The organism is Sphingobium rhizovicinum (assembly GCF_042647625.1).
GTDB lineage: Bacteria > Pseudomonadota > Alphaproteobacteria > Sphingomonadales > Sphingomonadaceae > Sphingobium > Sphingobium rhizovicinum.
Map to the genome: position 1 here is coordinate 921,068 of NZ_JBHRVU010000005.1, position 25,976 is coordinate 947,043.

Below are 25,976 nucleotides of genomic sequence, written 5' to 3' on the forward strand. Positions count from 1 at the left end.
GCCTTGGAAATTTTATACAGCGGCAACGTTTAGACATGGACTGATGGCACTTCCTGCACATCGCGTCGGGGAGGCAAAATGCGGATCGCGATCATTGCTCATCTGAAATATCCCATCTCCGAGCCGTTCGCCGGCGGTCTCGAAATGCACACGCATATGCTTGCGCGCTCGTTACGCGAGCGCGGGCATGAAATTACGTTGTTTGCTTCGACGCGCTCGGACCCGTCGCTTGGCGTGGAAGCCATATGTCCAGAGACCTCGCTTCTGGAGACCGGCATAGCGGAGGCTAATGATGTCGCCTTCTTTCGAGAGCATCATGCGTATCTAGGCCTGATGACCGAACTGCGGTCACGTTCTTTCGACGTGATCCATAATAACTCCTTGCATTATCTTCCGGTGAGCATGGCCGACACGCTCACCACGCCCGTCGTGACCACCCTTCACACCCCTCCCTTCTGCTGGTTGGAAAGCGGCGTTCGACTGAACCGGGGACCTATGACCTATGTCGCCGTATCGCAAGCGACTGCCGCCATGTGGAGCCATGTTGCTAAAACAGATCATGTCATCTCGAACGGCATCGACCTTACGCAATTTCCTTTCCAGCCCGTCGCCAGCCAAACGCCCTATCTGGTCTGGTACGGGCGGATCGTACCAGAAAAGGGATTGGACTTTGCGATCGATGCCGCGCGCCTGACCGGCTTGCCTCTGCGCATCGCCGGGCCGATCTCTAACCAGGGCTATTTTGACAACGCGATCCTCCCTCGCCTGGGGCTGGATGTTGAATATGTAGGGCATCTGGCCCATTGCGATCTTGCCCGACTTGTAGGCGGCGCGACGGCCGCGCTCTGCACGCCGCGGTGGGAAGAACCCTACGGCCTTGTGGTAGCTGAAGCCCTCGCCTGCGGCACGCCGGTCGCTTCCTTCCGGCGCGGCGGCGTACCTGCGCTTCTGAGCGAAGATTGCGGCGTTCTCGCTGAGCCAGACGACGTTGCGTCTCTCGCGTCGGCTGCGCTTGCGGCTTCGATACTGAGCCGCAGCGCCTGCAGAGCCCATGCTGAGCGATATTGCGATGCCCAACGCATGGTCGATCAATATGAAGCGGTTTATCAAAAAGTTTTTGCCACTCATACTGACAGCGGCATCGAACAGGTCGTCACCGCTCCACTTGTTGCGAGCGTGGCGTGAACTTGGCTGCGTGCGTCTGCGTACCGGCCCGTAATGAGGCGCAGCATATCGGCCAGCTGATCGAGGCCTTGGCACAACAGACTGTCCAGAATTTCGCAGCTGCGATCTGTATCAACAACAGTAGCGACGCCACCCGCGCAACGGCGATGAGCGCGATGAGAAAAATCAACGCTCGATTTCATTTGCATGTTTTCGAATGCGAGTTCGAGCCCGGTCTTGCCCATGCCGGATCTGCTCGACGTGCTGCGATGGACCTGGGCGCTGAGCTGCTTTCCGCTGACGGCATTCTCATATCCACGGATGCAGATTGCCGCCCACCAGAAATTTGGGTGGAAGCCAATCTTCAGCATTGTGCAACGGATCATATTGTCGGCGGCCGTATCGAATTGGACGAACTGGAGGCTGACGCCATGCCGGCGATCTTTTCGATACGTAGTCGCTTCGACGCCTATTGGGCAGCAGTCCGAGCGATTGAGGATGCGATAGACCCAGTCGAATGGGATATGCCGCCCAGGCATGGTGACCACACTGGCGCGAGCCTCGCGCTCTCTGTTGATCTTTACCGGCGCGCTGGCGGTGTGCCGCTTATTTCCACCGGAGAGGATCATGCTTTAGTGGACGCGGCAATTGCTGCAGGCGGAAGGCTCGTCCACCCCAATGTCGTATGGACGAGAGCCTCCGCCAGAACAGCGGGACGCGCTGAAGCCGGCATGGCAGCCGACATGCAGCGATGGATTGATTATGCAAACAGCGGGAATGTTCCGATCGTGCCTGCCTTCGTGCATTGGGAAGCTCGGGCGCGATGGCGCCGGCGAGCGAGGAAGGTGTTGGGGACAACAGCGCTAAGGGAGGCCGAACGATCCCTTGTCCCTATGCCTTGTGACATGCTGCTTCCAGAAGCGGGCGCAACTGCGTGAACCGCCCGATCGGATATTATGTGCATCATCATGGCGACGGCCACCGTCAGCGTGCCTTAGCGATCGGTTCCATGTTGAACAACGTCACGCTTATTGGGACCGCAATGGCGGGGAAAGCGGATCATCTGCCCACTCTCGATCTCCCTGACGACCGCCTTGGCGAGGATTTCTCCGGCGTGGACCATGTGGAACGGCCGTCGGCGCTGCATTACGCCCCGCTGGATCATGAAGGCATCCGGGAGCGCACCGCACTTATGACGGGCTGGATAGCGCAGGCCCGACCGCGTTTGATGGTGGTCGATGTGTCAGTCGAGGTCGCAATGCTGGCCCGGCTAGCTTCTGTGCCCACTGTTTATGTTCGCTTGAACGGCAGACGGATCGATACAGCGCATCTTGACGCCTTCCGTGGCGCAACCGCTTTATTGGCCCCTTTTCATGAATCGCTGGACGATGACGATGTACCGGCCTGGGTACGCGGAAAGACTTTCTATGCACCTGATATCGTTCGATCGCTTCCCAGTAGGTCGCACGAAGGCGATGGCGTTGTGCTCGTCATCCTGGGCCGCGGGGGCGGCATCTCCGACGGCGACAAGTGGGCGGATGCCGCTCGATCGACACCCGGGCGTCGGTGGCGAATTCTCGGTCCCTGCACGATCCCGCTGGACGTTCCGGGCAATCTCGATTTGCGAGGCTGGGTGGATGACGTCGCTCCGCATATTTGCGGGGCAGACGTGATCATCGGCGGCGCCGGGGATGGCGTAGTCAGTGCCGTTTTGACGGCTCGCCGTCCCTTCATTTGTCTGCCTGAAGATCGACCTTTCTCTGAACAATTGTCGAAGGCAAGGAGGCTTGCGGCAACAGGCGGAGCGCTCGTGCGTTATGATTGGCCAAAGCAAGAAGAGTGGCCTGTGTTGATCTTGCAGGCGATCGAACAGGCTGATCACTGGCCAGCCTGCCTGACCGACGAGGGCGGGGCGGAAAGGGTGGCCTCCTGGCTCGACAGCCTTTGCCCCGCAACGATCAGAGGCAGGAGCGACATCGCGTGATCCAGGATATCGAGGAACAATTCACTGACACCGTCGATATCGTCGATCGGCTTGCGACGCTCGGCGCCCGCTATGATGCCGCACCCAATTTCCCTGTCGAAAGCATGGCGGCTCTGATCAGAAGCGGACATCACCGGCGCTTTGCGCCGCAGGGCTGTGGTGGACAAGCATTCGACAGTGAGGCCGCGCGTAACCGCGCAATGGCAAAGAACCTGCGCCAAGTGGGACGTGGAGATCTCAGCATTGGCCGCCTTTATGAAGGGCATGTCAACGCAATGCTGCTATTCGACTGGTACGGCACGAGTGAGCAGCATCGCTGGCTGACGCACGCTCTCGATTCCGGTGCCTGGTTCGGCGTGTGGGCGACGGAAAAGGCGCCGGGTGTCAGACTGACACAGGTTGGCAACGCTTCACTTTCAGGCGAGAAGATCTTCGCCAGCGGTGCTGGCGGCCTCGATTATGCGCTCGTAACTGCGGCCAGCACGGACCATGCACGGAGGTTGGTCATCGTATCCGCCAGCGACAAGGCACGGGCTGACCTGTCTGGATGGCGGGTGCGCGGCATGCGGGCGAGCGCCAGCGGACGCTATTCATTGGAAGGCGTTGCGGTTGAACCGTTGATGCTGCTGGGCGAGCCAGGGGACTATGATCTAGATCCCCGCTTCACCGCGGGCGCCTGGCGCTTTTGCGCGACCCAGCTTGGCGGCATCGAGGCGCTGGTCTTGGAGATCCAGCGCTCCATGTGTGATGGCGCGCGCGCGAATCCGGTTCAGCGGGCACGCTTTGCTGACGCGGTGGTCGCCATGCGAACCGCTGGCTTGTGGGTAGCAAAGTCGGCTGAGTCCTTCGCGGCGGGTCATGAGAATGCCGTGACAATGGCACGACTGACGCGCAGGGTTGTCGAAAATGCAGGATTCACGGTTATGGAAGCGGCTGCGCGCATTCTTGGGACGCAAAGCGCTTTTGACGGGCAGCGTACTGACAAGATCATCCGCGACCTTTCTCTTTATTTGCGGCAGGGCGGCCCGGATCATGCGCACGATGAAGCCGCCAAAACGCTTCTTGATCACGACATCTGGTCCGGAGGCGAGCGCTTATGGTAATGAATGAACCTTTGAGACGCAGTCGCTGGGCAAAGGCGCGCTGGCTCATATTTGCGCCCCATCCCGATGATGAAACGCTGGGTGCCGGAGCCTTGATAGCGCATTGCGCTGCCCATGAACGACTGGGTGGGATCATCTTTCTGACGGACGGAACCGGATCGCATCCTGACGGTACGCCGCGCGTAGCCATAACCCGGCGAAGGGAAGCGCGCCACGCCATCGGCAGGATGGGTGCCGGAAAAATCTCCACAGTCTGGATGGGCTGGCGGGACGCCCATCCCCATCCTGTCAACAGCAACATATTTGCGCGAGACGCTGATCGCATTGCTGCCCTGATCCGCTGGCAACGGATCGATGCCGTTGCCGTGTCAGATCATAGCGAAGCGCATTGCGACCATGTAGCGGCATATTATCTGGCTGCTGCTGCTCTGCGCAGAGCAAAGCGCGCTGTCGCCTTGTTCGCTTATCATGTGTGGAGCGAACCACCGCCTGGTGCCCGGCGTGTCGCGACGCCCCCCATGCTGTCCGGCCGACGCCGATACGCCCTTCGGGCTCATCGCAGTCAGATGTCGCCGATCCTGGGTGATGGCTTTCGGCTTCCGCGCGACAAGTTCCGCATGACCGCATGCGACGTCCTCACATTGAGGAGTGATTGCCGATGACCGGCTCGAGCCTGCCAGCTGCGTATTTCGATGGCATCTTTGCGTCGGATGAGGATCCCTGGAATTTGGCATCGAGCGAATATGAGGCCGCCAAGTTCGCGCATACCCATGATGTGCTGTCAGATCGTCGATATGTTCATGCGCTTGAGGTTGGATGTGCGCATGGCGTGCTGACAAGCCACCTTGCGCGCCTCTGTGACCAGCTTCTGGCCATCGATATCAGCACCAATGCCCTGGCAAAGGCGCATGAACGCATTGGCGATCGTCCCGGCGTGGCTCTTGCCCGGATGGCATTTCCAAAGGAAGCTCCGGATGACCAGCCCTTTGATCTCATAGTCCTGTCCGAGGTAGCCTATTATTGGGATCTGGTCGATCTCGACTGTGCAAGCGAGTGGCTGCGCAACAAGGTGAGGTCCGGCGGCCGTGTCATCCTTGTCCATTATACAGGAAAGACCGACTATCCCCATAGCGGCGATGACGCAGTCGAGATCCTCTGGTCGGCGCTGGACGCAAGTTTTGAGATTGAGCAGACAGAGCGCCGGGATACTTATCGGCTCGATCTATGGAAGCGTCGCTGATGGGGGTCTCCGTCCTCACCCTTGTTCGCAATCGTAGCGCGCATCTGGCGCAGCTGGTGGAAGGGCTTCGGCGCAGTGATCGGAAGCCTGACGAACTCATTATCGTCGATATGAGCGATGAGCCGGTCATCGTGGGGCCCACCAGTTTTCCGGTTCGCATCGATCGGTTCGAAACGCAAGGCCTGCCGCTTGCCGCTGCGCGCAACCGAGCAGCGTCCCTCGCAAACCATGACATGCTGCTGTTCCTCGATGTCGATTGCATCCCGATGCGTGATTGCATCACTGTCTTGTGTCAGACTCTTTCCAGCCATGATGCCCTGCTTTGTGCAGATGTCCGCTATCTTGGTCCATATGACGCACGTGGCGTCTGGGAGGAGACGGACTTACTCGCGCAAGGCCGTTCCCATCCGGCGCGCCTGTTTCCCAATCGGGGGGTCCGGGAAGAGAAGAATGCGGGGCTCTTCTGGTCCCTCGCCTTCGCATTGCGTCGATCGACTTTCGAAACAATTGGCGGATTTGATGATGGGTTCACAGGCTATGGCGCCGAAGACACCGACTTTGGCTTCAGGGCCGCTACATGCGGGTTGAAGCTGCTGTTTGTGGGTCGGGCGATTGCCTGTCACCAATATCATGACAGCTATGAACCGCCGGTCCAGCATGTCGCTGATATCGTACGTAATGCGATGCGGTTCAAGGCGCGTTGGGATCGGTGGCCGATGGAAGGTTGGCTCGACGCATTTGCCCGCATCGGGCTAGTGGCATGGGAAGGCGAGAGGCTTGAGCTGCTGCGTCTGCCAACCCACGCCGAAATGGAAGCGTCCAGAGTAGAACCGACCGGGTGAGATGGACTGACGAAGCGCAGTTTGAGAATGATATCGTGACGCAACCGTCCCTCCGGATCGGATCATGCTCCATTTTTCTTTTAATTCCTGCAATTTCCAAGGTAGCCAGGCATCAGCCACGGCGCGGCCGAAACCATCCTCAGCATTTCAGCGCGACTTCGCCAAGATCACTATATCTATCAGGCGCGTCCATCAATTGGATTGCAACCCGGTCGCGTCCGCCCCGTTTGGCCTCGTAAAGGGCTTCGTCCGCGACGCGATAGAGACTATGAAAATCGGCAGCGATCGTGGATCTTGTGATGCCTATGCTCGCGGTGACCTTGCGATGGCCGATGACGTCGCCATGGTCGTAACTGCTAATTTCGTGGCGAAGAGCCTCCGCAAAACGCATAAGTTCCACATCTCCCATTCCGGCAACCAGCACCGCAAACTCCTCGCCGCCCAGACGTGCGGTTGCGCTGAACGGGCTTTCGTGGGGGGCAAGACAACACGCAATCCCCTGTAGAACCAGATCCCCCGCTTCGTGACCGTAAACATCGTTGATGGACTTGAACCAGTCGACATCGATCAGGAGCAACGCCACCACGTCGCCTCTACCTCGCGATATATTGAGGATGGATCCGGCCCGTTCGATGAATCCACGCCGATTGGGGAGTCCGGTCAGGGCGTCACGACGTGCCAGTTCCTGTGCTTGGGCTTCAGCCTGGCGCGCGATGTCACGTTCCACCCGCAGTCGGGCGTAAGTGCGCGAGGCCGCTACCGAGAGCCATAATGTCTGCCATGCTGCTGCAAAGAGGACGAGGATCTGCGATCCTCCGCCCCAGAACATGGTATCAGCGTCAAAGAAACTCGTGGAGCCAAGTACCAGCATCGGCACCGCCCAGGCGCCTGCAAAGCTGCGCGCCTCGCGGCTCCCCCGTCGCCAGGCCTGCCCGATCGAGAAGGCCACTGAGAGCAAATTTGCAAGGACGAGCATAGCAAGCACGGCGCCAAGGCTCTCGATCGGCCCGGATCGCATCAAAGAGAGCGGTAAGCCAAGCGCAAACACGCATCCCGTGAGCCCAAGTGCAGTCCGCCTGAGGTAGACGCTCACATGGACCTGCTCAAGTGCCGTGATGGCACTCAATGTGGCAAGAGCAATGGCGAGGCAGGAGAGGCCCGTGCATATTTGTGCTGAGAGGGCGCCAGCCATGGCCGGAAAAAAGAAGAGGTGGAGTTGCGACCAGCATGTGCCCCAGGCCAGCATGGAGGCCGCCCAAGCCGCCTGCCAGGCCGAGAACTGTCTGCGCACGGCAAGTGCCAGCGAGGCATTGTAGAGCGCGCCCGACAGCAGCAGGACAAGCGCCGCGCCGATCAGCGTCGCTAATCCCGTAGTCTGGGTGCCTTCTTCACCTCGTCCGACCAGCCGCATGCGCAACAGCCTGGCACTCGCCACCTTGTCGAAGCGCAGCGTCACTTTTGTCAAAGATGCGTCTCGTTGTGGCGCACGAAAAGCAAGCTGCCCACCCGCCCGCCAATGCGTTCCAAAATCTCCGCTGCGGACAGCCTGCCGTTCCACGGCACCATCCGCATAAAAGAAAGCAACGATCAAACGATCGAATCGGGAACTATGAACGATCAAAGAGAGGTCGTCACGATCATACGCTTTTGGTGGTATCATAGCCTGGAGCCAAAGCGTTCCCCGCTGATAGCGCTCTGGTTGGCCGATACACGCGAATGTTGAGGGAGCGACGTTCCAGGGTGCCACTTCTTCGCTTACTGCATGGCACAGGGGATGATTTATCCGTAGCGCCTGGGCCGATACAGGCGATGACCCACATAGCCCTACCAATCCCGCGCTGGCGATCAGGCACAGGGTAGCCAGGATTTTCTTCAAAAGGCGTAGCATCGGCGATTCGCGAACCATGGCAGCGCGGACTATGGCAAAGTAGCGAATATATCATGGACAATGCGGTGAACTCCTCCGAACCGATGGATTTTTTCCGGTAGATGGAAAGACCATGTCTCCCCTTTGCGGCGAAGCTGACTGGTCCCATTCCGTCGATCAGTTACGGAAGATCATGTCGTCAGGGTTGGAATGCGAGGGCGGATTGTGAAGCACAACAGCTTATTCCTCGGATGCACCACCGGATAAAATGTTGATCCTCCACCGAACGATCGACTGATTGCAATCTTCCGCAGCTAAAGTCTTCAGCTTGGGTCGCACTTATTCTTATCCTGGATTAAGTCTGAGAACGGCGGAGCAATATTCGGCCACGCTAGCGGCGGGATAGTCCTGCTGCGGGCGGCGTAAAAGTCGTCCACCTTGAAGCCTTTCTGCCAAGTCAGGGAGGTGTGGGGATCTACAGCGTGGAACTTTATCTTCAGGTCCGTTTGGCTTGCGCGGATGGCATGAGCCAGCGGGCGGCGGCGAAGCGTTTCAATGTGTCGCGCGATACGGTGCGCAAGATGCTGTCGTTTTCATCGCCGCCGGGTTACCGGCGTCAGTCTGCACCGCAGCGCCCGAAGCTGGACGGGTTTGTGGGGATCATCGATGGATGGCTTGAGGGGGATCGCGGTGTCCCGCGCAAGCAGCGCCATACGGCGAAGCGGGTATTCGACCGTTTGCGCACCGAGCATGGTTTCACCGGCGGCTATACGATCATCAAGGACTACATCCGGGAGCGCGAGCAGCGCAGCCGGGAGATGTTCGTGCCGCTGGCGCACCCGGCGGGAGATGCACAGGCCGATTTCGGGGAAGCTCTGGTGGAGATCGGCGGGGTGGAGCAAAAAGCCTACTTCTTCGCGCTCGATCTGCCGCACAGTGATGCCTGCTATGTGCGAGCCTATCCGGCGGCGGTGGCGGAGGCCTGGGTGGACGGACATGTCCATGCCTTCGCGTTCTTCGGCGCGGTGCCGCGCTCGATCGTCTATGACAACGATCGCTGCCTTGTGGCGAAAATCCTGCCAGACGGCACGCGCAAGCGTGCCACGCTGTTCAGCGCTTTCCTGTCGCATTACGTGATCCGCGACCGCTATGCCCGCCCGGGCAAGGGGAACGAGAAAGGCAATGTGGAAGGGCTGGTAGGTTACTGCCGCCGCAATTTCATGGTGCCGATCCCGAAGTTCCCGACCTGGGAGGCCTTCAACCTGTGGCTGGAGGAGCAATGCCGCAAGCGCCAGCAGGACAAGGTGCGCGGGGAGAGCGAGACGATCGGTGAGCGCTTGCAGCGCGATCTGGCGGCCATGCAGCCTCTGCCCGCTACACCCTTCGAGGCCTGCGATCAGACGAGCGGGCGGGTCTCCTCGCAATCTCTGGTGCGCTACAAGACCAACGATTATTCGGTTCCGGTAGTCTGGGGCCATCAGGAGGTCTGGATCAGGGCCTATGTCGATGAAGTGGTGATCGGATGCCGCAGCGAAGTTATCGCCCGTCATCCTCGTTGCTATGCCCGCGAGGAGGTTATCTTCGCCCCGCTCCACTATCTCCCGCTGGTCGAGCAGAAGATCAACGCATTCGACCAGGCCGCCCCTTTGCAGGGCTGGGATTTGCCCGAAGCGTTCGGGACGCTGCAGCGGTTGATGGAAGGGCGCATGCACAAACATGGCAGGCGCGAATATGTGCAGGTGCTGCGCCTGCTGGAAACGTTCACCCTCGCCGATCTCCAGGCGGCGGTGGAACAGGCCATCGCCCTTGGCGCCATCGGCTTCGATGCCGTCAAGCACCTCGTCCTGTGCCGGGTCGAACGCGTACCGCCCAGACTGGACCTGGACATCTATCCCTTCCTGCCTCGCACCACGGTCGAGAAGACCGTTGCCAGAGCCTATCTGAGCCTGCTCTGCGACAGGCAGGAGGCCGCATGAGCGATCAGGCACCGGAGATTCTTCTCGCTCACCATCTCAAGGCCCTCAAGCTGCCTACGTGCCTGCGAGAGCATCACAAGCTCGCCCGGCAATGTGCCGCTGAAGGCGTCGATCATATCCGCTTCCTCGCCCGTCTCGTCGAGATGGAGATGATCGACAGGGAGCGTCGTATGGTCGAGCGGCGCATCAAGGCCGCGCGCTTCCCCGCCGTCAAAAGCCTCGATAGCTTCGACTTCGCCGTCATCCCCAGGCTCAACAAGATGCAGGTGCTCGAGATGGCGCGCTGCGAGTGGATCGAGCGGCGTGAGAACGCCATCGCTCTGGGGCCATCGGGCACCGGGAAGACGCACGTAGCTTTGGGGCTCGGACTGGCAGCATGCCAGAAAGGACTGTCGGTGGGCTTCACCACTGCGGCGGCGCTGGTCAGCGAGATGATGGAGGCGCGCGACGAGCGGCGTCTCCTGCGCTTCCAGAAGCAGATGGCCGGATACAAGCTGCTCATCATTGACGAACTGGGCTTCGTACCGCTCTCCAAGACCGGTGCCGAACTGTTGTTCGAGCTGATCTCCCAGCGCTATGAGCGCGGCTCCACCTTGATCACCAGCAACCTGCCCTTCGACGAATGGACCGAAACCTTCGGATCCGAGCGCCTCACAGGCGCGCTCCTCGATCGTCTGACCCATCACGTCAGCATCCTCGAGATGAACGGCGAAAGCTATCGCCTCGCTCACAGCCGGGCCCGAAAGGCCAAAACCAGACCCTGAAAATCAAGCCAATGCCGGGGGGAGTGGCCTTCGGGCTACGCCCTCACGCCACTCCCCCCGGCATGTAACACCGTGGCCTGGTTTTACGCCGCCGCATGGCCGACTTTTGCTCCGCCGTTGACAGCCCGCAATGAGCGGGTGGTGTGCATCTTTGAATCGCCGGAACATGGGCCGTTTGCAATGATATTGGTAGGTGCCACGATTGTCGGCAGCATCGCTACGACATGGCACGGCGTCGTCAACCCGAAACGGACTAAGACGTCGTCTGAGTGGACGTATCCCGATCAACAAATCTGCTTGAAGCAAGGTGATGAAATGGGCCGTTTCCTGCTTGGCTCGACCATCGTGATGCTATTTACGAGAGGGGCCATCAAATTTAATGAAGAATGGAGATCGGAAAGGCCTGTTCGGCTCGGCGAAATGATGGGAAATCGCAGGAGCTGAAGCCGGGTTGATGGCTTAAATGCTTGTTCTGACCTGCCACGATGTTCGGCGGCTGATTTTCTATTCTCCAGCGCTGCCGGTCTGGCTCTCTATCGGCGCGCCCGATCTATGATGCACAACTTCAGCCATTGGCACTCCAGGATTTGAATGCTCGTCGCCAATGGATATGCGGGGAAGCCGACGTTCCCGCGGCCGGTGGTTATCTTGCCAGACTTGAAGAACGCATCGCGGCGTTGGCCGATATTCCTGTTCGTGGATGACCGCGCTATGATTTGTCTCCGGGCTTGCGGAGGCTGGCGCTCGGGCGCGAACTATTGATTACCTATGATGTGGCGGAAAGGATGGTCACTGTTCAGTGCCTCATAAGGGCGGTCCACCTGGCACCGCTTTTTGACAAAACCTAAAGTTTGCAGCGGTTAGTTGCGGTAGATTGTCCGTTTCTAAGTTCATGACCTGGATTGGCCTATAGGTTGCCGTCGCGGTCGTCGCCCCTTGCAGGCCGGCCAGCAAAATCCTGGTTGCAGGATTGCGCGTGTCCGCTTTTCATTGACGTCAATCCGCGACCGTATCTCCGCCCTCTGACCGGTCCACCATTTTGAAAAATGGCCAGCTCTGTCCTCTTGAACGACAAAAGCTTTCGATCCATCTGTCGCACGCCGATTTAGGAATGCGAGCCGGAGAGACGATGACAATGGATGCCGTTACCGCCCCTGAAACACATGCTTTCGAGGCAGATGTTTCCAAGCTTCTGCACATGATGGTTCATTCGGTCTATTCCGACCGAGACGTTTTTCTGCGCGAACTTGTTTCCAATGCTGCCGATGCATGCGAAAAGCTGCGCTATGAGGCGATCTCCAGCCCGGCACTGCTCGGCGACGAACCCCAAGCGCGCATCAACCTGAAGCTGGACAAGGAAACCGGCACGCTCGTGATCGAGGATAACGGCATCGGCATGACTGCCGCCGACATGGGTGAGACACTGGGCACCATTGCGCGGTCGGGCACGAAGGCGTTCATGGACAAGCTTGCTGCTGACAAGAATGGTGAGGGGCAGCAGCTTATCGGCCAATTTGGCGTCGGCTTCTATTCAGCCTTCATGGTGGCGGGGAAGGTTGAGGTTGTTTCTCGCCGTGCCGGAGAGGTTGATGCAGCCATCTGGAGTTCCGACGGGCTGGGTACATATACGATTGCACCGGCCGATCCTGCAGCAGCCCCTGCGCGCGGGACACGCGTCACATTGCACCTGCTCGAGGATGCCAAGACCTATGCCGAGCGCTACACGGTTGAGCGGATAATCAAGGCGCAATCTGGCCATGTGCCGGTTCCCATCTTCCTCCAGGAAGTCGCAAGCGAGGAGGAGCCAGCGCAGGTAGCCGACGGCGTCGCGCTGTGGACCAAGGGGAAGAACGACATCAGCGAGGAAGATTATGCCGATTTCTATCGCAGCCTGGCAGGGCAGTTCGACAAGCCAGCTCTGACGCTACATTACCGCGCAGAGGGGCGTCACGAATATTCCGTTCTGACCTTCATTCCCGAAACCAAACCGTTCGATCTGTTCGACCCCGACCGTAAGGGTCGCATCAAGCTCTATGTGCGCCGGGTATTCATCACTGATGAGGCGGATATCCTGCCGCGCTATCTTCGTTTCGTGCGCGGTCTTGTCGATTCCGCCGACCTGCCGCTCAACATGTCGCGCGAGATGATCCAGGACAGCCCGGTTCTGTCCGCCATTCAAAAGGGCGTAAGCAACCGCATCCTCTCCGAACTCGACAAGCTATCGGTCAGCGAGCCTGAGCGATATGCCCCTATCTGGGAAAATTTCGGACCGGTCCTGAAGGAAGGGCTTTACGAAGATTTCGAGCGTCGCGACGCGTTGCTGGGCTTGGCCCGGTTCAAAAGCACGACGTCCGATGGCGAATGGCGTTCGCTAAAGGACTATGTCAGCACCCTGCAAGAAAACCAGACCGCCATCTATTATGCGACCGGCCATGACCTGGATCGGATTGCGCAATCGCCTCAGATCGAGGGCTTCAAGGCGCGTGGTATCGAGGTTCTGCTTCTCCCCGATCAGGTTGACAGTTTTTGGACGACGATGGGCGTCGATTATGAGGGGAAGCCTTTCAAATCTGTCACCCAAGGCGCTGCTGATCTGAGCCTCATCCCGCTGGCTGGAGGGAGCAGTGCTGCAGCAACCCCAAGCGAAGAGGCCAATAACTTCATTATCTTCGCCAAGGAGGCATTGGCAGATCAGGTGTCCGACGTCCGCATTTCAGACCGCCTGACCAGCAGCGCGGTCTGCATCGTTGCGGCGGACAACGCCATGGATCTTCAGCTGGAAAAGATGTTGGCCTCGGCCGGCCGTGCGCCCGAGCGAGCCAAGCCGGTTCTGGAGGTGAATGCCGGCCATGCGCTCATCGCAAAGCTGGGGCAGGCCAGTGGCGATGAGGAAGGGCGACGGGATCTGGCGTTTCTTTTGCTTGATGAGGCCCGGATTGCCGAAGGCGAGGCGCCGGCTGATCCACGGGCCTTTGCCGAGCGGCTGGAGCGTTTGATGACGAAAGCTCTGGGATGAATGGCCGTGGGGAGCCTACAGGCTCCCCACCTACTGAAAGGTTCGGCCGAGCGACTTCGCCAACAGCCCCCACTGGAGACATCTAGCGGTCAAATCCCGATTCCCAGGAGCGGATTGCGAACCAATCCCCTGTCCCTATCGCGCCCAACCTTCCGCGGCAGGCTCAAGCGTTCTCAAAAAGATTGCCGCGCTGGCGCGATAGGCATCTCTCATCTCCGGCTTCATGCGATCCCAGTTTGCATATATCTGCACCATTCTGCGGTTCCGGCGGAAGCGACGCTCGTGCTGTGCAAGGAAATCCCAATATAGTGCATTGAAGGGACAGGCATCCGGCCCGGTCTTCTTTTTCACGTCATAATGACATTTGCCGCAGTAATCGGACATCCGGTTGATATAGGCGCCGCCACCCGCATAGGGCTTGGTCGCCAGACGGCCACCGTCGGCGTGTTGGCTCATGCCGATGACGTTCGGCAGTTCGACCCACTCATAGGCATCGGCATAGACAACCAGAAACCAGTCTGCGACGTCCTGGGGACGAACACCCGCCAGCATGGCGAAGTTGCCCAGCACCATCAGCCTCTGGATATGATGGGCATAGCTATTGTCCCGCGTGTTGCGGACAGCCTCGGATAGGCAGAGCATGTCGGTTTCACCCGACCAGTAGAATTCCGGCAGTGGGCGCACTGCTTCAAGAGCGTTGGCATCGCCGACCTCCGGCATTTCCAGCCAATAATATCCACGTACATATTCACGCCAGCCTATGATCTGACGAATGAAGCCCTCGGCGGCATTCAGGGGAACATTGCCTGTCGCATATGCGTCGGCGGCAGCCTGAGCCACCTCGATCGGCGTCAGGAGACCGAGATTCAGCGCAGGACTGAGCCAGCTATGGTAGAGCCAGTCCTGGCCCGTAACCATTGCGTCCTGATATGTGCCGAAATCCGGCAGCGCGGTTCGGACAAAATGTGCGAGCGCCCGTCGTGCCTGCCCAGCTGTCACCGGCAGGCTGAATTTGTCCAGACTTCCGAAATGTCCGGAGAAACGGTCTTCAGCCAGCGCCAGCACCTGCTGTGTCATTGCATCGGGCTGGAAGTGCATGGGTTCAGGATAATTCAGGCCGCGCTTAGGCGGCGCGCGATTATCCTTGTCGAAGTTCCATTCACCCCCTTCCGGTTTACCGTCTGCATCCATGAGCAGGTCGGTCTTGCGCCGCATGTCCCGGTAGAAAAATCCATCACAAGGTCGTTACGTGCCTGAGCCCATGTCTGGAATTCGAGAATACCGCATATGAAGCGATCATCGTCCAGCACATCCACCGGCAATTGGAATCGCTTCGCCCAATCATCGATCATCAGCTTCACCCGCCACTCGCCGGGTTGGACGATGCGGATGGATGTCGGACGATGACGGTCGACTGCGCGCTGTACCTCTCCTGTAAAGCTCCCACTGCTGTCAGCATCATCAATGCTGATATAATCGACGTGCCAGCCTTTGACGCGAAGCTCCTCGGCAAAATGGCGCATCGCCGAGAATATCAGGGCGATCTTGCGTTTATGATGACGCACATATGTGGCCTCGTCCCTCACCTCCATGAGGAGAACGACCGCATCCGACGGTCGGATATCGCGGAGCGACGCTAGTTCGTGGCTGAGTTGGTCGCCAAGGACAGGAATGAGGATGGTCATGTGATTTTTTCGGTTTCCAAACGGGTTTAGATCCTATCGGATGCGTTAACGCCCGGAACAGGTCATGTTTGCGCACGATAGCCAAAAGAGACGCCGCTGATGCCCCGCATGCAGAAGAAATCGGAATTCCCGTCGAAAATCTGCCCTGTGTGCCAGCGTCCGTTTAGCTGGCGCAAGAAGTGGGCGCGTGACTGGGATAAGGTCATCTATTGCTCTGACCGGTGCCGGTCCAACGCCAAACCCGGAGCAGGTGCATCCAGTGCCCCTGTCGCTTAAGGTTCGGCCATGTCACGCGCACTCTGTCTATTGATCCTGCCACTGACCCTGATGCTGACAGGCTGCTGGACTGGCCCGCTGCTCTTTACCGCCGTCGATGCTGCCAAATCCCTCGAAGACGGAGCCTATCGTCTGGCGGAGCCGGGATCGAGCGCTCCGGGCGGCGATGTTCTGAACATCCGCAACCAATATGATGGCAGCTTACTGGTGACAGGCCCGGACCATCCCTGGCGTGTGCTGACCGTACCGCTGCTTCAGGCGGGAAGCGGGAGGTTCATACTTCAGCTACAGGAAAGCGATCCCAAGAGGCCCGAACGTTCCATCAAGGCGACCTATATGCTGCTCGACATGCGCAGACAGCATCCGGCTATAACGATCCTTGCCTGCGACGCAGAGACTGCAGGCGCCGTCGAAGCCAGCGGCGGCTTCATCGCGCGCGATCCGCAGTCGGCATCAAGTTGCGGTTTCACTGACGGGGCTGTCCTCAAACAGCGTATCGCCGCAGCCGGCCAAGGCCTGTCGGAACCAGATATCGAACTGATAAGGGTTGCTGAATGACGCATAACCTTCTGATCATCACCGCTGCGCTCCTGCTGACGGCCGCGACCAGCCCTCAGCCTGACCGCCCTGCCCCGGCCAAGGCGCCTGTTCCGAGCTTTTCCTGCGCTTCGGCACGTACCGCAGTCGAAAAAGCCGTCTGTGCTGACCCAGCGCTGTCATCGGCAGATCGCGAGATGGCGAGCCTCTTTGCGCTCGCCCGCACGAGCGCCTTTGGCAACGGTCCTTCCAACGAACTGGCAACACAGCGCCAAACCCTTAAGGACATGCGGTCGTGCGAAGGGATGGCTCGATCGCTACCCATTGGGAAATGCCTTGCACCACTCTACGCGCGGCGTAATTTCGAGCTGGCGACCGCTATATTGACGCGAGAGCCGGATAAGGCGAACCCTGTTCTTCGCCGTGACGGCACAGGCTTTGCCCCGATACTCGAAGTCATTGCGCTTTGGGCCGCCGAACCGGTCGACGCATCCTGGTCGGTCCCTGAACGGGCGACAAGCCGGAAGCGTATCGTCGCCCTGTTATCGCCCTATCTGACGGCCCTGCAGTCGGACGAGAGCCAGTCATTTGGCTGGTCGATCCTGTCACGTCCCAGCGGCGACGATCCGGTTGTCAGCCATATCAACGACATTTTTCGTTCCGATCGTCATTTTGCAGCTTTTCTCAATGTTCTTGGCCCCTATCTGTCCGAAGAGAAAGAGGCTGGCATCATGCTGCGGGATTTGCCCTGCTCCGCGATCATCAGGCACCCCGATCTGCTGAATGCGACCGGTGCGGTCTTCGGCTCCACCATGGACAATTTCGTCTTTCGCACGGATTGCGCCCGTACTTTGCCGCCGCTCCCTGCCCTTTCCCAACTTGACCGGAAAATCCTCAACAACTGGCCGGCCTGCGACGGCACGATCCGCTTTGCCGCCTATCGCGCCTATGCTGTTGCCCTTGACGCGGCGCGCTTGGGACAATCAACTGGAACGCAGGCCGACGAAAACGGTCGACCGCGTGTGGTCGCCGCATCCGGCATAGACAGCGCGCGCGCCGAACTGACAGGATATTATGTCAAATATCTGGCCAAGTCCCCCGAAGACGCCAAAAGACTGGCAAGTGACACCATCGGCGCCATCCTCTCGAGCGCGCATAGCTGCGGCACCTGAAGGTCAGGAGCAGCCATGGCAATTCACCGGCAATATAAAGAACGTATTGCCAAATGGGCGAGCCCTTTGTGCGACGGTCCGGCCACCTATCACCGGTATGAAGCGCGCGTCCATGAATTCCATCTGCACCTTAAATCAGTCTGCCGACGAACGCCATCGGCATGGAGAGGCCGACCCAATCTGCGTCGTCATGCAAAATTATGTTCATGATGACGAAACCCGCAATGGTGGCAGGCCAGCCCATTCGGATTGCACCTTGGAATTAGATCCGAGGCTTTTTTAGGCAAATTGTCTGGGAACCTGCTCGCTGTCGCTGCACCGCTTGGCCCGCGCTGGGGGCGATCACTTGTTGGATCAGGAGCCCTCGGCTCTTCGATATCTGTGCTCAAGATAGCCGGGCTTCCCAGCCCTTCCCCTGCGATCGTCGCACTTTTATCTCCCGGCGAAACCTTTTCTGCCGCTTTCCGATTGGTGGGTCCGCCAGCGCCAGTATCTTCAGGGCCTTCGGTCGTTTTGGGTGTCTTGGGCATTCTCGCTCTCCTTTTATCGCACTACCATCGAAGCAAACAAAGCGCATGCGCAGTTGGTTTGACTATCTAGGATGAACCACTGACCGTCCATGTTGATCCAGGAGACTGGGCCGGATTGATCGTTTGAAAGGCTACCTAAGATAAAGACCCCGCCAGCCATGGGAACGCCAGCGGGGTCTATCGAAGGGTCTGTTGAACGCCTTTCGGGGGGGTTAAGCCGTCCAACGTCTCCAGAACGGTATCAAAGGGATGGGGTTCCAAACAAAATCAAACTTGGCATGATGTCTTGAATTTTTATCGTTGCGGATAAGGAACTAATTGCCATCCGATTTGTCGTTCCGGCGGTCCCTTTTATGAAATCACGCACCCTGCCTAGCGACGGCGCGGTTATTTCTATCGTTATAGTGCGGTGCTGAAAGCGGACATATTGTTTTATCCGACCCTCCTGAGATACGCCTTGTACGATCACTTAAAGGGCGCCGCCACAGCGGCCTCCATGCAGGACGATCAGCTGCCGCCATGTCCTCGACAGGCGGACAGGGCGGTTGAACTGAAAAGCAGGCAGTCGAAGATAAAATAGACAAGAGAGGAAACGACAAAATTGAATCTACCTAAACAGCAATATGACCGGGATCGATCCCACATGCTCGCCTGGTTAATCTGGCTGTCGAAGAAGAGACGGCCGCGCTCATTGCTCAATGCCGTCGTGACGACGTTCTACTGATCGAACAGCATAAACGTAGGGCCATTTTTCTCGGAAAAAGGCCGGTATGTTAGCGAAGGAAATTGGATAGGATTTATGATGTATAACTCCGGAATGTCGCTATGCCAGATGTAGAGGATCTCGATGACGCGACGCTGATCGCGCTGTGGAACGCTGCCGATCCGGACAGCCCGACCGAGTATGAACAGCAAGTGTTTGATGAAATGCAACGCCGCGCCACCGATAAAGGCTGACGTCCCGAGAGTTGCTGAAGCCGTTAACAAAGAAGGTATCGACTGCAGGGAAATCGGCCGACCTGCAAACGATCTTGTGTGGCATCTCAGCAGTCCATTGCCGATCACAATGTGCTTACCGTGCGCGATACCGGCATGTGCCCCGCATTTTTGGCCGCCGGTCCGCCTCTGGCGGTGCTGTCTGATCCACGATTTGGCTGATATGACGCGGACGAGAAGGTGGAACCTCAAGCGATGTCACGCGCTTTCTGATCTGAACTGGGGAACAGGATATGATCACGGAAGTCATTGGTGCAGTTATAGGATCCAAATTAGATCAGCGGGACGGTGACAGCGGTGCGAAGGGTGCCCTCATGGGCTACTTCGCGCCTCGGATTGTCAGTGCTGCGCTGAAGATCGGTGTGCTTGCCGTCGTTGGATACGGCGTCGTGAAATCCCTGCAGAGCGTTATGTCCGACACTGACTCAACCGACTGACATCGTTGTGACAATGTTGCTTACTCCAATCGTCAGAATTGCGCGCTGTAGAAGCGCGCAATATGAAAATTTCGAATGATGGCCATGGAACCGGATTATGCACATGGCCGGCGGGATGGTCTGCGTTTGGCACTGTCTATCCTTGCAGCGGAAGAAGCGAAATGGTCAGCCCTGCTGGGCGAGAGCAGATCATGGCGAACCAATGTCACGCGCGAGGCGCGGCATAAGACACTGCAGGTTGCGCAAAGGCGGCTCCGCACCGCACTAAATCGCCTGACGTCCAAATCCGATCAAGCCATGGATCCCGAGGTCGCTTCCGCACTCGAAGCAATCGGTCTCTAAACGACTTATGACGCACCACAAGCTGAAGCTTTCTTGAACAATCGGGCTTTTGTTGCGGTATCGCATCTATCTTGCGTGAGAGATAGCAAAGGGATTGGGACCAGATAATTTCGTTCGGCGCGGTGTTGCAAGGAAGGCGGGTCGGGCAGCTGTCATGATAGACATCTTAAATCTTGCATCGATCAAGAGTTAGCCTGATGACCCCTGACATCAGCCTGCGACAGATGGAAGATGCGCGCACCGCCATCTTGGAGCTGATCAATTGCCGCACGGAAACGGCAACAGTTTGTCCGAGCGAGGTCGCCAGAGTGCTTGCCAAAAGTGCGAGCGCTGACACGGAAGGGCAGACCTGGCGTTCGATAATGCCGATCGTCCATACTACGATTGATCAGATGGTGGTCGATGGGCTGGTCAAATTGAGTTGGAAGGGAAAGGTCATGGCATCACGCCATGGGCCCTATCGGATCGGCCGAGCGCCACCCAAGCGGTAATATTTCATCACCGAATGAGGCCCGCGGCGCGGAGCGCGTCGTGGATGGCTTTTTCAACTCCTGCTTTCCCCGATACTTCCGGTCGGGAGGGATCTGTGGGCAAAGCTTCCGATCGGCTTGCGCCTGACACAGGCAAAGGCAGAGTCGCCTTCTGGCCATTGCCGACGGGTGGCGCGAATATGCGCTCCCTTCCGGTCTCCAGCAAGCTCCAGGATGATGCCATTCGGCGCGTGGATGAGATACCCGCTTCGAGCATGTACGGCATCGCCATACCGCAAGCGTCTTGCCCAAACGTGGCCAGTGGCGCGCCATGGCCCATATTGGCGATGCGATAATCCTCGATGAGCGGGCGCCCGGCTGCATCGTTCCAGGCGCGTCGGCAGTGCCCGGCTATCTGCTCCGAAGCGTCCGGCGCCGCATTGAGACCATGCACAGCGAGCCACTGGGCGAGAATAGCGTCCGCGTTTGTGCAGCTGACTGTTGCGTCGGCGCTGCCATGCCATATTGAGATGCGAGGCCAGGGACCATTATGGTTGGACGCACGCCGGACTCGGTTACCCAGGTCACCTGCGCTAAAGGCTCCTGCCCCGCGCATGGCTTCAAGCGCCTGCGGCATATTGGACGCAGACCCGTACGGCAGGCCGGCGATGATAGCGCCACCTGCGAACAATTCCGGGTAGCTTGCAAGCATAACGGAGGTCATTGCGCCCCCTGCGGAAAGACCGGTCACGAATATCCGAGATGGATCAGCACCATGGTATTCCACCATCGCCATGATCATCTGTTTGATGGACAGCGCCTCGCCTCGATCGCGGCCATTGTCGGCGAAAGAGAACCAGTTGAAACAGAGATTGGGGTTGTTTGCGCGCTGCTGCTCGGGAAACAGCAGCAGGAAACCGTGCTCATCTGCTAATTGTGACCAACCCGCGCCGCGATCATAGCCTTCGGCGGTTTACGTGCAGCCATGTAATATGACGACGAGTGCCGGCTTTTCACCTATCTGATCGGGGACATAGATTTTAGCGCGCAATGCACCAGGGTTGGTCCCAAAAGCATCGAAGTTTGTCAATCGGTCTGGACCGCCGGCAATAATGTGGCCCGGATGGCTGGCGCGCATTGCTGCCAGTCGGGCGATTGTAGCGGATAATCTGGCCACGCGAAGTCTCCCATCCCGTCAATGCAGCCCCTGCTCAGCCACGACTTATCTATGCTGCACTGCACAATATGGGGTTGTTAGACCAGCTTGCAAGGCGTGGTGTATCGATCTTTCAAAGTGGAAAACATTTACTGGCATACGAAGAAGAGGTGTTGCGCGGCGAAAGCCGTGAAACGCTTGAGATATTGGCGAAACGAGAGTTTGATGTGGTCAGTGGTTGATCGTGCCAGGGGCGAGCCAGACGAGAGCGGTCCTTGTCTGGTAGAACAATCCCACGCGCGACCATAACTGCCGTCTGACGAGCCCTAGTGGCGAGGGCCATTGATAAGGCACTTGAGCTGACGACCCCTGATGCCTCGCCGAGAGCCCATCCGCGAACCTTCTGACTGCCGCGATCATCCTGCCCCGGCTCCGTCTTCGTTTTGGCCTGCTCACGGACATCAGATGCCAGCGATGTGCCGATATCATCAGACCCGATGAACTTACCTTCATCGTCACGCCGAACATATCGCTTGTCGGTGCCGATATCGCCAACTCTCGATCGGGCACGGTCGCTCTCCATGATGACGTAAAAAGGAGAACATATGCTTAATGAGCAGTTCACACGCTTGGAACTTGGGACACCAGAACGCCATTTAAGGTCTGGAGGCGAAGGCGATGGCAAATGGTTGGGCACCCGATGGCGCAGTGCAAGATCAAATCGATGATACGATCAAGGACGCTGTTCAGCGCGCACGAACGATGATGCCGACAGGCGACAGTGCGGAATATTGCGACGACTGCGGCGAGGATATTCCCGAGCGCCGTCGGCAGGCGTTGCCCGGCACGCGGACATGTGTTGTGTGCCAGTCGAAACGTGACGCCACTGTCCGTTCCATCGGCATCAATCGCCGAGGTAGCAAGGACAGTCAGCTCAGATAATCCGCTGCGGACATGACCAGCCAAACCGGTCGTTCGAAATGGGTGGGATCACGGTCAACTGCCCGACCGCCCTGGCGCATCATCGCTTGGGGCTACGGCGTCGAGCCTTCTTGTCGGAGAGTTCGACCCACACTGGCGCATGGTCGCTCGACTTCTCCCAGCCCCGCACATGAACATCGACCTGGGCGTCGATTAGCCGGTCGCGCAGCAATGGACTGAGCAACAGATGATCGATGCGCAGGCCCGCATTTCGGCCGTAGGCATTGCGGAAATAATCCCAAAAAGTAAAAATCTTGTCGTCCGGATGGATGGTCCGGAGCGCATCCGTCCAGCCCTGATCAAGAAGCCTGAAAAATGCCGTCCGGACTTCGGGCGCGAACAAGGCATCCTCGCGCCAGCGTTCGGGTTTGTAGACATCGCGATCGGTCGGCATGACATTGAAATCGCCGAGCAGAATCACTGGAACGCCCAATCCCAGCAGCCCTGTCGCATGATCGATCAAGCGATCGAACCAACAAAGCTTGTAATCGAACTTTGGTCCGGGACGCGGATTTCCGTTCGGCAAATATAGGCCGCCGACGAGCACGCCGTTGACCGCCGCCTCGATGTAGCGACTTTGGCTGCCGTCGGGGTCATGTGGCAATCCGCGGCGGGTTTCATGAATTTCGCCGACGCGGGAGAGGATGGCAACACCGTTCCAGCTCTTCTGACCATGCCAGATTGCCTGATAGCCAAGGTCGCGAAAAGCGCTTAGCGGGAATTTTTCTTGCGGCGCCTTCAGTTCCTGGAGCACTACGATGTCCGGCTCAGCCTCGGCCAGCCAGCGAAGCAGGACTGGCAGACGGCCATTGACGCCGTTCACATTGTAGGTCGCGATTTTCACAGGTCCGGCAGGATCTGGTCGGCACGGCCCCATTGCGCGAGCGCTTTGGATCTTGCACGCTTAACCATCTCGGCGGCATCGCTGATATGCCAGTGGGCCGGACTGTCCAGATCGCGCAATTCCTCCCAACTAAGCGGTACCGCGATCGGCGCGAAGGGTCGCGAACGCGCGCTATAAGGCATGACAGCAGTGGCGCCGCGCTGGTTGCGAAGATAGTCGATAAAAATGCGTCCAGTACGCTTGGCCTTGGCCAGGGCTGCAGTGAACCGGTCGGGGTCGGCCTGCGCCAGGGCCATGGCGAAGCGGTGCGCAAAATCCTTGACCACCGGCCACTCGGCAGTCGGGGTGAGTGGCGCAATGACATGAACGCCCTTGCCGCCGGTTACCATCGGGAAGGTTGCTAGACCCATCTGACCTAGCACATCCTGCAGGTGGAGAGCGGCCGAGACCACATCCTTGAACTCCAAGCCCTCGTCCGGGTCGAGATCGAACACCAGTCGGTCGGCCTTCTCTACGTCCTCGATCCGCGCACCCCAGCCATGGAATTCGATCGTGCCCATCTGGACGCAGGTCAGAAGGCCAGCGGGCGTGTCGACGAACAGATAGGGTTCATCATGCCCATCCTTCTCGCGAATCGCGACATGCTTGACCTCGTCACCAAAGCTGCCAGCATCATGCTTCTGGAAGAAACATTTCTTGTCGCGCCCTTGCGGGCAGCGCACCAGGCTTATCGGTCGGCTGCCGCTCCAGGGTAGCATGATCTCCGCAACAGCTTCATAATAGTCAGCGAGCTGGCCCTTGGTATGCTTGCCCTCGGGAAAGATGACACGCTCGCGGTTGCTGATCTTGACGGTGGCGCTGGCGGCGGGAGCGGTCAGCTCGCCGACCGGCACCTCGGTTTCGACAACCACCGCTTCTGGCTTTTTGTCCTCGCGAAGCCCCAGATAGCTCGAATGCCGCAGCACGCCTTCGTCGGTAAGTTCGATGAAGGCAACCTCGGCAATGAGCTTCGGCTTGATCCAATGTGCGCCGCGCACCGCAGCCCTGGGTGCCTCCACGGTCGGGGTCTTCTGTTGGAGCGGCGCCATCAACGCCATCAAGCGCTCGATCTCCTCGCCACTGAACCCGGTTCCAACCTTTCCTGCGTATCGCAGTACACCCTTCTCGTTCACTCCCAGCAGCAAAGCGCGAAAGCCCCGCTGTTTGTCCGAAGGTGTCCATCCGACGACCACAAACTCCTGGCGGCGGATGCACTTGGTCTTGACCCAGGTCCCCGAGCGCGAGCCAGAATAGCGCGCGTCGGTGCTCTTCGAAATGACGCCCTCCAGTCCCGCGCCGCAAAAATTTTCGAAAAGCTGCTCGCCGCGCCCGATGATATGATCGGAATAACGCAGATGGCCCTGCTTCTGCCCGATCAGCGCGGCTAGTAGCTCCTTGCGCTCCAGCAGGGGCCGTGGCGTCAAATCTTCGCCGTTGAGCTCGAGCAAGTCGAATGCGAAATAATCGATTGTGTTTGGGTCGCCCTTGAGCGCTGCCTGCAAAGCATGGAAACTGGTGCGACCATCGGGCAAGACCACGACAGCTTCACCGTCGATCAAGGCACTTTGTGCGTCAAGCATGGCCGCGTCGCCGATCAGTTCCGCGAACCGGTCCGACCAGTCCAACCCCGAGCGCGTGTAGGCGCGACCTTCGCCACCGCCGATTGCGATCAACATCCGGTATCCGTCATATTTTAGCTCGTGAAGCCAGCGGTCGCCCGGAGGCACATGATCGACCAGAGTCGCCAGCTGCACCGGACGAAATGACGGCAAGACACCACCAGCCTTACTGCGCTTTTTAGTTCTTGCAAATTTGCCGGCTGAAGCAGGGGCCGCAGGCGATGCCTTGGCCTTCGATCTTGCGATCGGTTTGCCGGCCGCAATCTCTTCCATGGTGCGCCCAGTATCGATGCTGGTCAGGTGAAGCCCAACCAGATCGTCCGAGCCGCCAGCAAAGGCGTCGTTCACCTTGCGCAAAATCCAGTTCTCGCCCTTTTCCTTGCCGCGCGGTTTCATACGGAACAGGATCCATTCGCCCTGCATCCGGCGACCATGGAGGATGAAATGGAGATGGCCTTCGGGCAAGGTTTCGCGCGGATCCTTGCCAGCGATGGATTCCCACGTTCCGTTGTCCCACAGCATGACGGTGCCGCCGCCATATTCGCCCTTGGGAATGGTGCCTTCGAACCGGGCATAGTCGAGCGGATGGTCCTCAGTCCGCACGGCCAGCCTTTTGTCATCCGGGTTGGCACTGGGGCCGCGCGTTACGGCCCAGCTAAGAAGAACACCGTTGAGCTCAAGTCTGAAATCATAGTGTAGACGGGACGCGGCATGTTTCTGGACCACAAAGCCATTGCCGGCGGCGTGCTGCGTCGCCCCGGTCGGCTCGGCAGTGCGCGCGAAGTCCCGCTTGGCGCGGTATGTTGCGAGACTATCCTCTGTCCTGATCTGCGCTTTGCCCATGTTGATCTCACATTCCTTTGCTCCTTAATCCGCAGATGCCGTGACTCGTTCCTGCGTGCACCACGCCTCGTCGACGCGGAGAAACTGGACAAA

Annotated in this window: 24 protein-coding genes and 1 pseudogene; 20 read left to right on the top strand and 5 right to left on the bottom strand. The window is 58.7% G+C overall.

Annotation, left to right across the window (positions count from 1 at the left end):
- Nucleotides 1-78 precede the first annotated feature (78 nt).
- From ACFOKF_RS22895 to ACFOKF_RS22925, 7 genes are read left to right on the top strand one after another with little or no spacing between them, the layout of a single operon-like run.
- Nucleotides 79-1,185: a glycosyltransferase gene (locus tag ACFOKF_RS22895; RefSeq protein ID WP_380798905.1), complete on the top strand. Its 1,107-nt coding sequence runs from the start codon at nt 79-81 to the stop codon at nt 1,183-1,185.
- Nucleotides 1,182-2,102: a glycosyltransferase gene (locus tag ACFOKF_RS22900; RefSeq protein WP_380798906.1), complete on the top strand. Its 921-nt coding sequence runs from the start codon at nt 1,182-1,184 to the stop codon at nt 2,100-2,102. Before ACFOKF_RS22895 ends, ACFOKF_RS22900 begins: the two co-directional genes overlap by 4 nt.
- On the top strand, nt 2,099-3,148 hold the full coding sequence (locus ACFOKF_RS22905; protein WP_380798907.1) for a glycosyltransferase: 1,050 nt from the start codon (nt 2,099-2,101) through the stop codon (nt 3,146-3,148). The genes ACFOKF_RS22900 and ACFOKF_RS22905 overlap by 4 nt, the downstream gene beginning before the upstream one ends.
- A complete protein-coding gene (locus ACFOKF_RS22910) occupies nt 3,145-4,251 on the top strand; it encodes an acyl-CoA dehydrogenase (RefSeq protein WP_380798908.1) in 1,107 nt (368 codons plus the stop codon). The genes ACFOKF_RS22905 and ACFOKF_RS22910 overlap by 4 nt, the downstream gene beginning before the upstream one ends.
- On the top strand, nt 4,251-4,913 hold the full coding sequence (locus ACFOKF_RS22915; protein WP_380799336.1) for a PIG-L deacetylase family protein: 663 nt from the start codon (nt 4,251-4,253) through the stop codon (nt 4,911-4,913). The genes ACFOKF_RS22910 and ACFOKF_RS22915 overlap by 1 nt, the downstream gene beginning before the upstream one ends.
- Nucleotides 4,910-5,491 (top strand): SAM-dependent methyltransferase, encoded by a 582-nt coding sequence (locus ACFOKF_RS22920; protein ID WP_380798909.1) that lies wholly within the window; start codon nt 4,910-4,912, stop codon nt 5,489-5,491. Before ACFOKF_RS22915 ends, ACFOKF_RS22920 begins: the two co-directional genes overlap by 4 nt.
- Nucleotides 5,476-6,333, top strand: coding sequence for a glycosyltransferase family 2 protein (locus ACFOKF_RS22925; RefSeq protein WP_380798911.1), 858 nt, complete (start codon nt 5,476-5,478; stop codon nt 6,331-6,333). Before ACFOKF_RS22920 ends, ACFOKF_RS22925 begins: the two co-directional genes overlap by 16 nt.
- A gap of 139 nt (nt 6,334-6,472) precedes the next feature.
- Here ACFOKF_RS22925 and ACFOKF_RS22930 read toward each other — a convergent pair whose 3' ends face one another.
- On the bottom strand, nt 6,473-8,239 hold the full coding sequence (locus tag ACFOKF_RS22930) for a GGDEF domain-containing protein (RefSeq protein ID WP_380798912.1): 1,767 nt from the start codon (nt 8,237-8,239) through the stop codon (nt 6,473-6,475).
- A 443-nt stretch (nt 8,240-8,682) separates the two neighbouring features.
- Between ACFOKF_RS22930 and istA the strand changes: the two genes are divergently transcribed.
- The 4 genes from istA to htpG all read left to right on the top strand — a co-directional run bounded on the left by istA (nt 8,683) and on the right by htpG (nt 13,956).
- Nucleotides 8,683-10,176 (top strand): IS21-like element ISSsp5 family transposase, encoded by a 1,494-nt coding sequence (gene istA, locus ACFOKF_RS22935; protein WP_011608156.1) that lies wholly within the window; start codon nt 8,683-8,685, stop codon nt 10,174-10,176.
- Nucleotides 10,173-10,940, top strand: coding sequence for an IS21-like element ISSsp5 family helper ATPase IstB (gene istB, locus ACFOKF_RS22940; protein WP_007011060.1), 768 nt, complete (start codon nt 10,173-10,175; stop codon nt 10,938-10,940). The genes istA and istB overlap by 4 nt, the downstream gene beginning before the upstream one ends.
- 72 nt (nt 10,941-11,012) lie before the next feature.
- Nucleotides 11,013-11,384, top strand: coding sequence for a phosphatidylserine decarboxylase (locus tag ACFOKF_RS22945; protein WP_380798913.1), 372 nt, complete (start codon nt 11,013-11,015; stop codon nt 11,382-11,384).
- 685 nt (nt 11,385-12,069) lie between these two features.
- Nucleotides 12,070-13,956, top strand: a complete 1,887-nt coding sequence (htpG, locus tag ACFOKF_RS22950) for a molecular chaperone HtpG (protein WP_380798914.1) — start codon at nt 12,070-12,072, stop codon at nt 13,954-13,956.
- Between the two features lie 135 nt (nt 13,957-14,091).
- On the opposite strand, the pseudogene ACFOKF_RS22955 reads toward htpG, so the two are convergent.
- Nucleotides 14,092-15,641 (bottom strand): annotated as a pseudogene (locus ACFOKF_RS22955) (cryptochrome/photolyase family protein).
- A gap of 99 nt (nt 15,642-15,740) precedes the next feature.
- Here ACFOKF_RS22955 and ACFOKF_RS22960 point away from each other — a divergent pair.
- From ACFOKF_RS22960 to ACFOKF_RS22990, 7 genes are all read left to right on the top strand, one after another.
- On the top strand, nt 15,741-15,917 hold the full coding sequence (locus ACFOKF_RS22960; protein ID WP_380798915.1) for a DUF2256 domain-containing protein: 177 nt from the start codon (nt 15,741-15,743) through the stop codon (nt 15,915-15,917).
- Between the two features lie 9 nt (nt 15,918-15,926).
- Nucleotides 15,927-16,475: a hypothetical protein gene (locus ACFOKF_RS22965; protein WP_380798916.1), complete on the top strand. Its 549-nt coding sequence runs from the start codon at nt 15,927-15,929 to the stop codon at nt 16,473-16,475.
- Entirely contained in the window at nt 16,472-17,626 is a 1,155-nt protein-coding gene (locus ACFOKF_RS22970) for a lysozyme inhibitor LprI family protein (protein WP_380798917.1), read from the top strand. The genes ACFOKF_RS22965 and ACFOKF_RS22970 overlap by 4 nt, the downstream gene beginning before the upstream one ends.
- A 1,355-nt stretch (nt 17,627-18,981) precedes the next feature.
- On the top strand, nt 18,982-19,113 hold the full coding sequence (locus ACFOKF_RS22975) for a hypothetical protein (RefSeq protein ID WP_256215424.1): 132 nt from the start codon (nt 18,982-18,984) through the stop codon (nt 19,111-19,113).
- 272 nt (nt 19,114-19,385) lie between these two features.
- Nucleotides 19,386-19,589 (top strand): hypothetical protein, encoded by a 204-nt coding sequence (locus tag ACFOKF_RS22980; protein ID WP_093087367.1) that lies wholly within the window; start codon nt 19,386-19,388, stop codon nt 19,587-19,589.
- A 75-nt stretch (nt 19,590-19,664) separates the two neighbouring features.
- A complete protein-coding gene (locus ACFOKF_RS22985) occupies nt 19,665-19,931 on the top strand; it encodes a hypothetical protein (RefSeq protein WP_380798919.1) in 267 nt (88 codons plus the stop codon).
- A gap of 197 nt (nt 19,932-20,128) precedes the next feature.
- The gene (locus ACFOKF_RS22990; protein ID WP_380798920.1) at nt 20,129-20,422 is read left to right on the top strand and encodes a DUF3253 domain-containing protein; all 294 of its coding nucleotides are present in this window, start codon (nt 20,129-20,131) and stop codon (nt 20,420-20,422) included.
- A gap of 7 nt (nt 20,423-20,429) precedes the next feature.
- Here ACFOKF_RS22990 and ACFOKF_RS22995 read toward each other — a convergent pair whose 3' ends face one another.
- Entirely contained in the window at nt 20,430-21,314 is an 885-nt protein-coding gene (locus ACFOKF_RS22995) for an extracellular catalytic domain type 1 short-chain-length polyhydroxyalkanoate depolymerase (protein WP_380799338.1), read from the bottom strand.
- A gap of 332 nt (nt 21,315-21,646) precedes the next feature.
- Between ACFOKF_RS22995 and ACFOKF_RS23000 the strand changes: the two genes are divergently transcribed.
- Together ACFOKF_RS23000 and ACFOKF_RS23005 are read left to right on the top strand one after the other, a co-directional pair.
- Entirely contained in the window at nt 21,647-21,799 is a 153-nt protein-coding gene (locus ACFOKF_RS23000; protein WP_380798922.1) for a hypothetical protein, read from the top strand.
- Between the two features lie 436 nt (nt 21,800-22,235).
- A complete protein-coding gene (locus ACFOKF_RS23005) occupies nt 22,236-22,499 on the top strand; it encodes a DksA/TraR family C4-type zinc finger protein (protein ID WP_093087375.1) in 264 nt (87 codons plus the stop codon).
- Between the two features lie 79 nt (nt 22,500-22,578).
- Here the strand turns inward: ACFOKF_RS23005 and xth are convergent, their stop codons facing one another.
- Both xth and ligD read right to left on the bottom strand, forming a co-directional pair.
- Entirely contained in the window at nt 22,579-23,382 is an 804-nt protein-coding gene (gene xth / locus ACFOKF_RS23010; protein ID WP_380798923.1) for an exodeoxyribonuclease III, read from the bottom strand.
- A complete protein-coding gene (gene ligD / locus ACFOKF_RS23015; protein ID WP_380798925.1) occupies nt 23,379-25,883 on the bottom strand; it encodes a DNA ligase D in 2,505 nt (834 codons plus the stop codon). The genes xth and ligD overlap by 4 nt, the downstream gene beginning before the upstream one ends.
- Between the last annotated feature and the right edge of the window lie 93 nt (nt 25,884-25,976).

Excerpts from the sequence above, each read along its gene's own strand:
- ACFOKF_RS22960 (WP_380798915.1), top strand. The coding sequence starts at position 15,741 with ATGCCCCGCATGCAGAAGAAATCGGAATTCCCGTCGAAAATCTGCCCT.
- istB (WP_007011060.1), top strand. The coding sequence starts at position 10,173 with ATGAGCGATCAGGCACCGGAGATTCTTCTCGCTCACCATCTCAAGGCC.
- ACFOKF_RS22915 (WP_380799336.1), top strand. The coding sequence starts at position 4,251 with ATGAATGAACCTTTGAGACGCAGTCGCTGGGCAAAGGCGCGCTGGCTC.
- ACFOKF_RS22925 (WP_380798911.1), top strand. The coding sequence starts at position 5,476 with ATGGAAGCGTCGCTGATGGGGGTCTCCGTCCTCACCCTTGTTCGCAAT.
- ACFOKF_RS22985 (WP_380798919.1), top strand. The coding sequence starts at position 19,665 with ATGATGGCCATGGAACCGGATTATGCACATGGCCGGCGGGATGGTCTG.
- ACFOKF_RS23000 (WP_380798922.1), top strand. The coding sequence starts at position 21,647 with ATGGGGTTGTTAGACCAGCTTGCAAGGCGTGGTGTATCGATCTTTCAA.
- htpG (WP_380798914.1), top strand. The coding sequence starts at position 12,070 with ATGACAATGGATGCCGTTACCGCCCCTGAAACACATGCTTTCGAGGCA.
- ACFOKF_RS22920 (WP_380798909.1), top strand. The coding sequence starts at position 4,910 with ATGACCGGCTCGAGCCTGCCAGCTGCGTATTTCGATGGCATCTTTGCG.
- ACFOKF_RS22930 (WP_380798912.1), bottom strand. The coding sequence starts at position 8,239 with ATGGTTCGCGAATCGCCGATGCTACGCCTTTTGAAGAAAATCCTGGCT.
- ligD (WP_380798925.1), bottom strand. The coding sequence starts at position 25,883 with ATGGGCAAAGCGCAGATCAGGACAGAGGATAGTCTCGCAACATACCGC.
- ACFOKF_RS22895 (WP_380798905.1), top strand. The coding sequence starts at position 79 with ATGCGGATCGCGATCATTGCTCATCTGAAATATCCCATCTCCGAGCCG.
- ACFOKF_RS22970 (WP_380798917.1), top strand. The coding sequence starts at position 16,472 with ATGACGCATAACCTTCTGATCATCACCGCTGCGCTCCTGCTGACGGCC.
- ACFOKF_RS22965 (WP_380798916.1), top strand. The coding sequence starts at position 15,927 with ATGTCACGCGCACTCTGTCTATTGATCCTGCCACTGACCCTGATGCTG.
- ACFOKF_RS22975 (WP_256215424.1), top strand. The coding sequence starts at position 18,982 with ATGCCAGATGTAGAGGATCTCGATGACGCGACGCTGATCGCGCTGTGG.
- ACFOKF_RS22990 (WP_380798920.1), top strand. The coding sequence starts at position 20,129 with ATGACCCCTGACATCAGCCTGCGACAGATGGAAGATGCGCGCACCGCC.
- ACFOKF_RS22980 (WP_093087367.1), top strand. The coding sequence starts at position 19,386 with ATGATCACGGAAGTCATTGGTGCAGTTATAGGATCCAAATTAGATCAG.
- ACFOKF_RS23005 (WP_093087375.1), top strand. The coding sequence starts at position 22,236 with ATGGCAAATGGTTGGGCACCCGATGGCGCAGTGCAAGATCAAATCGAT.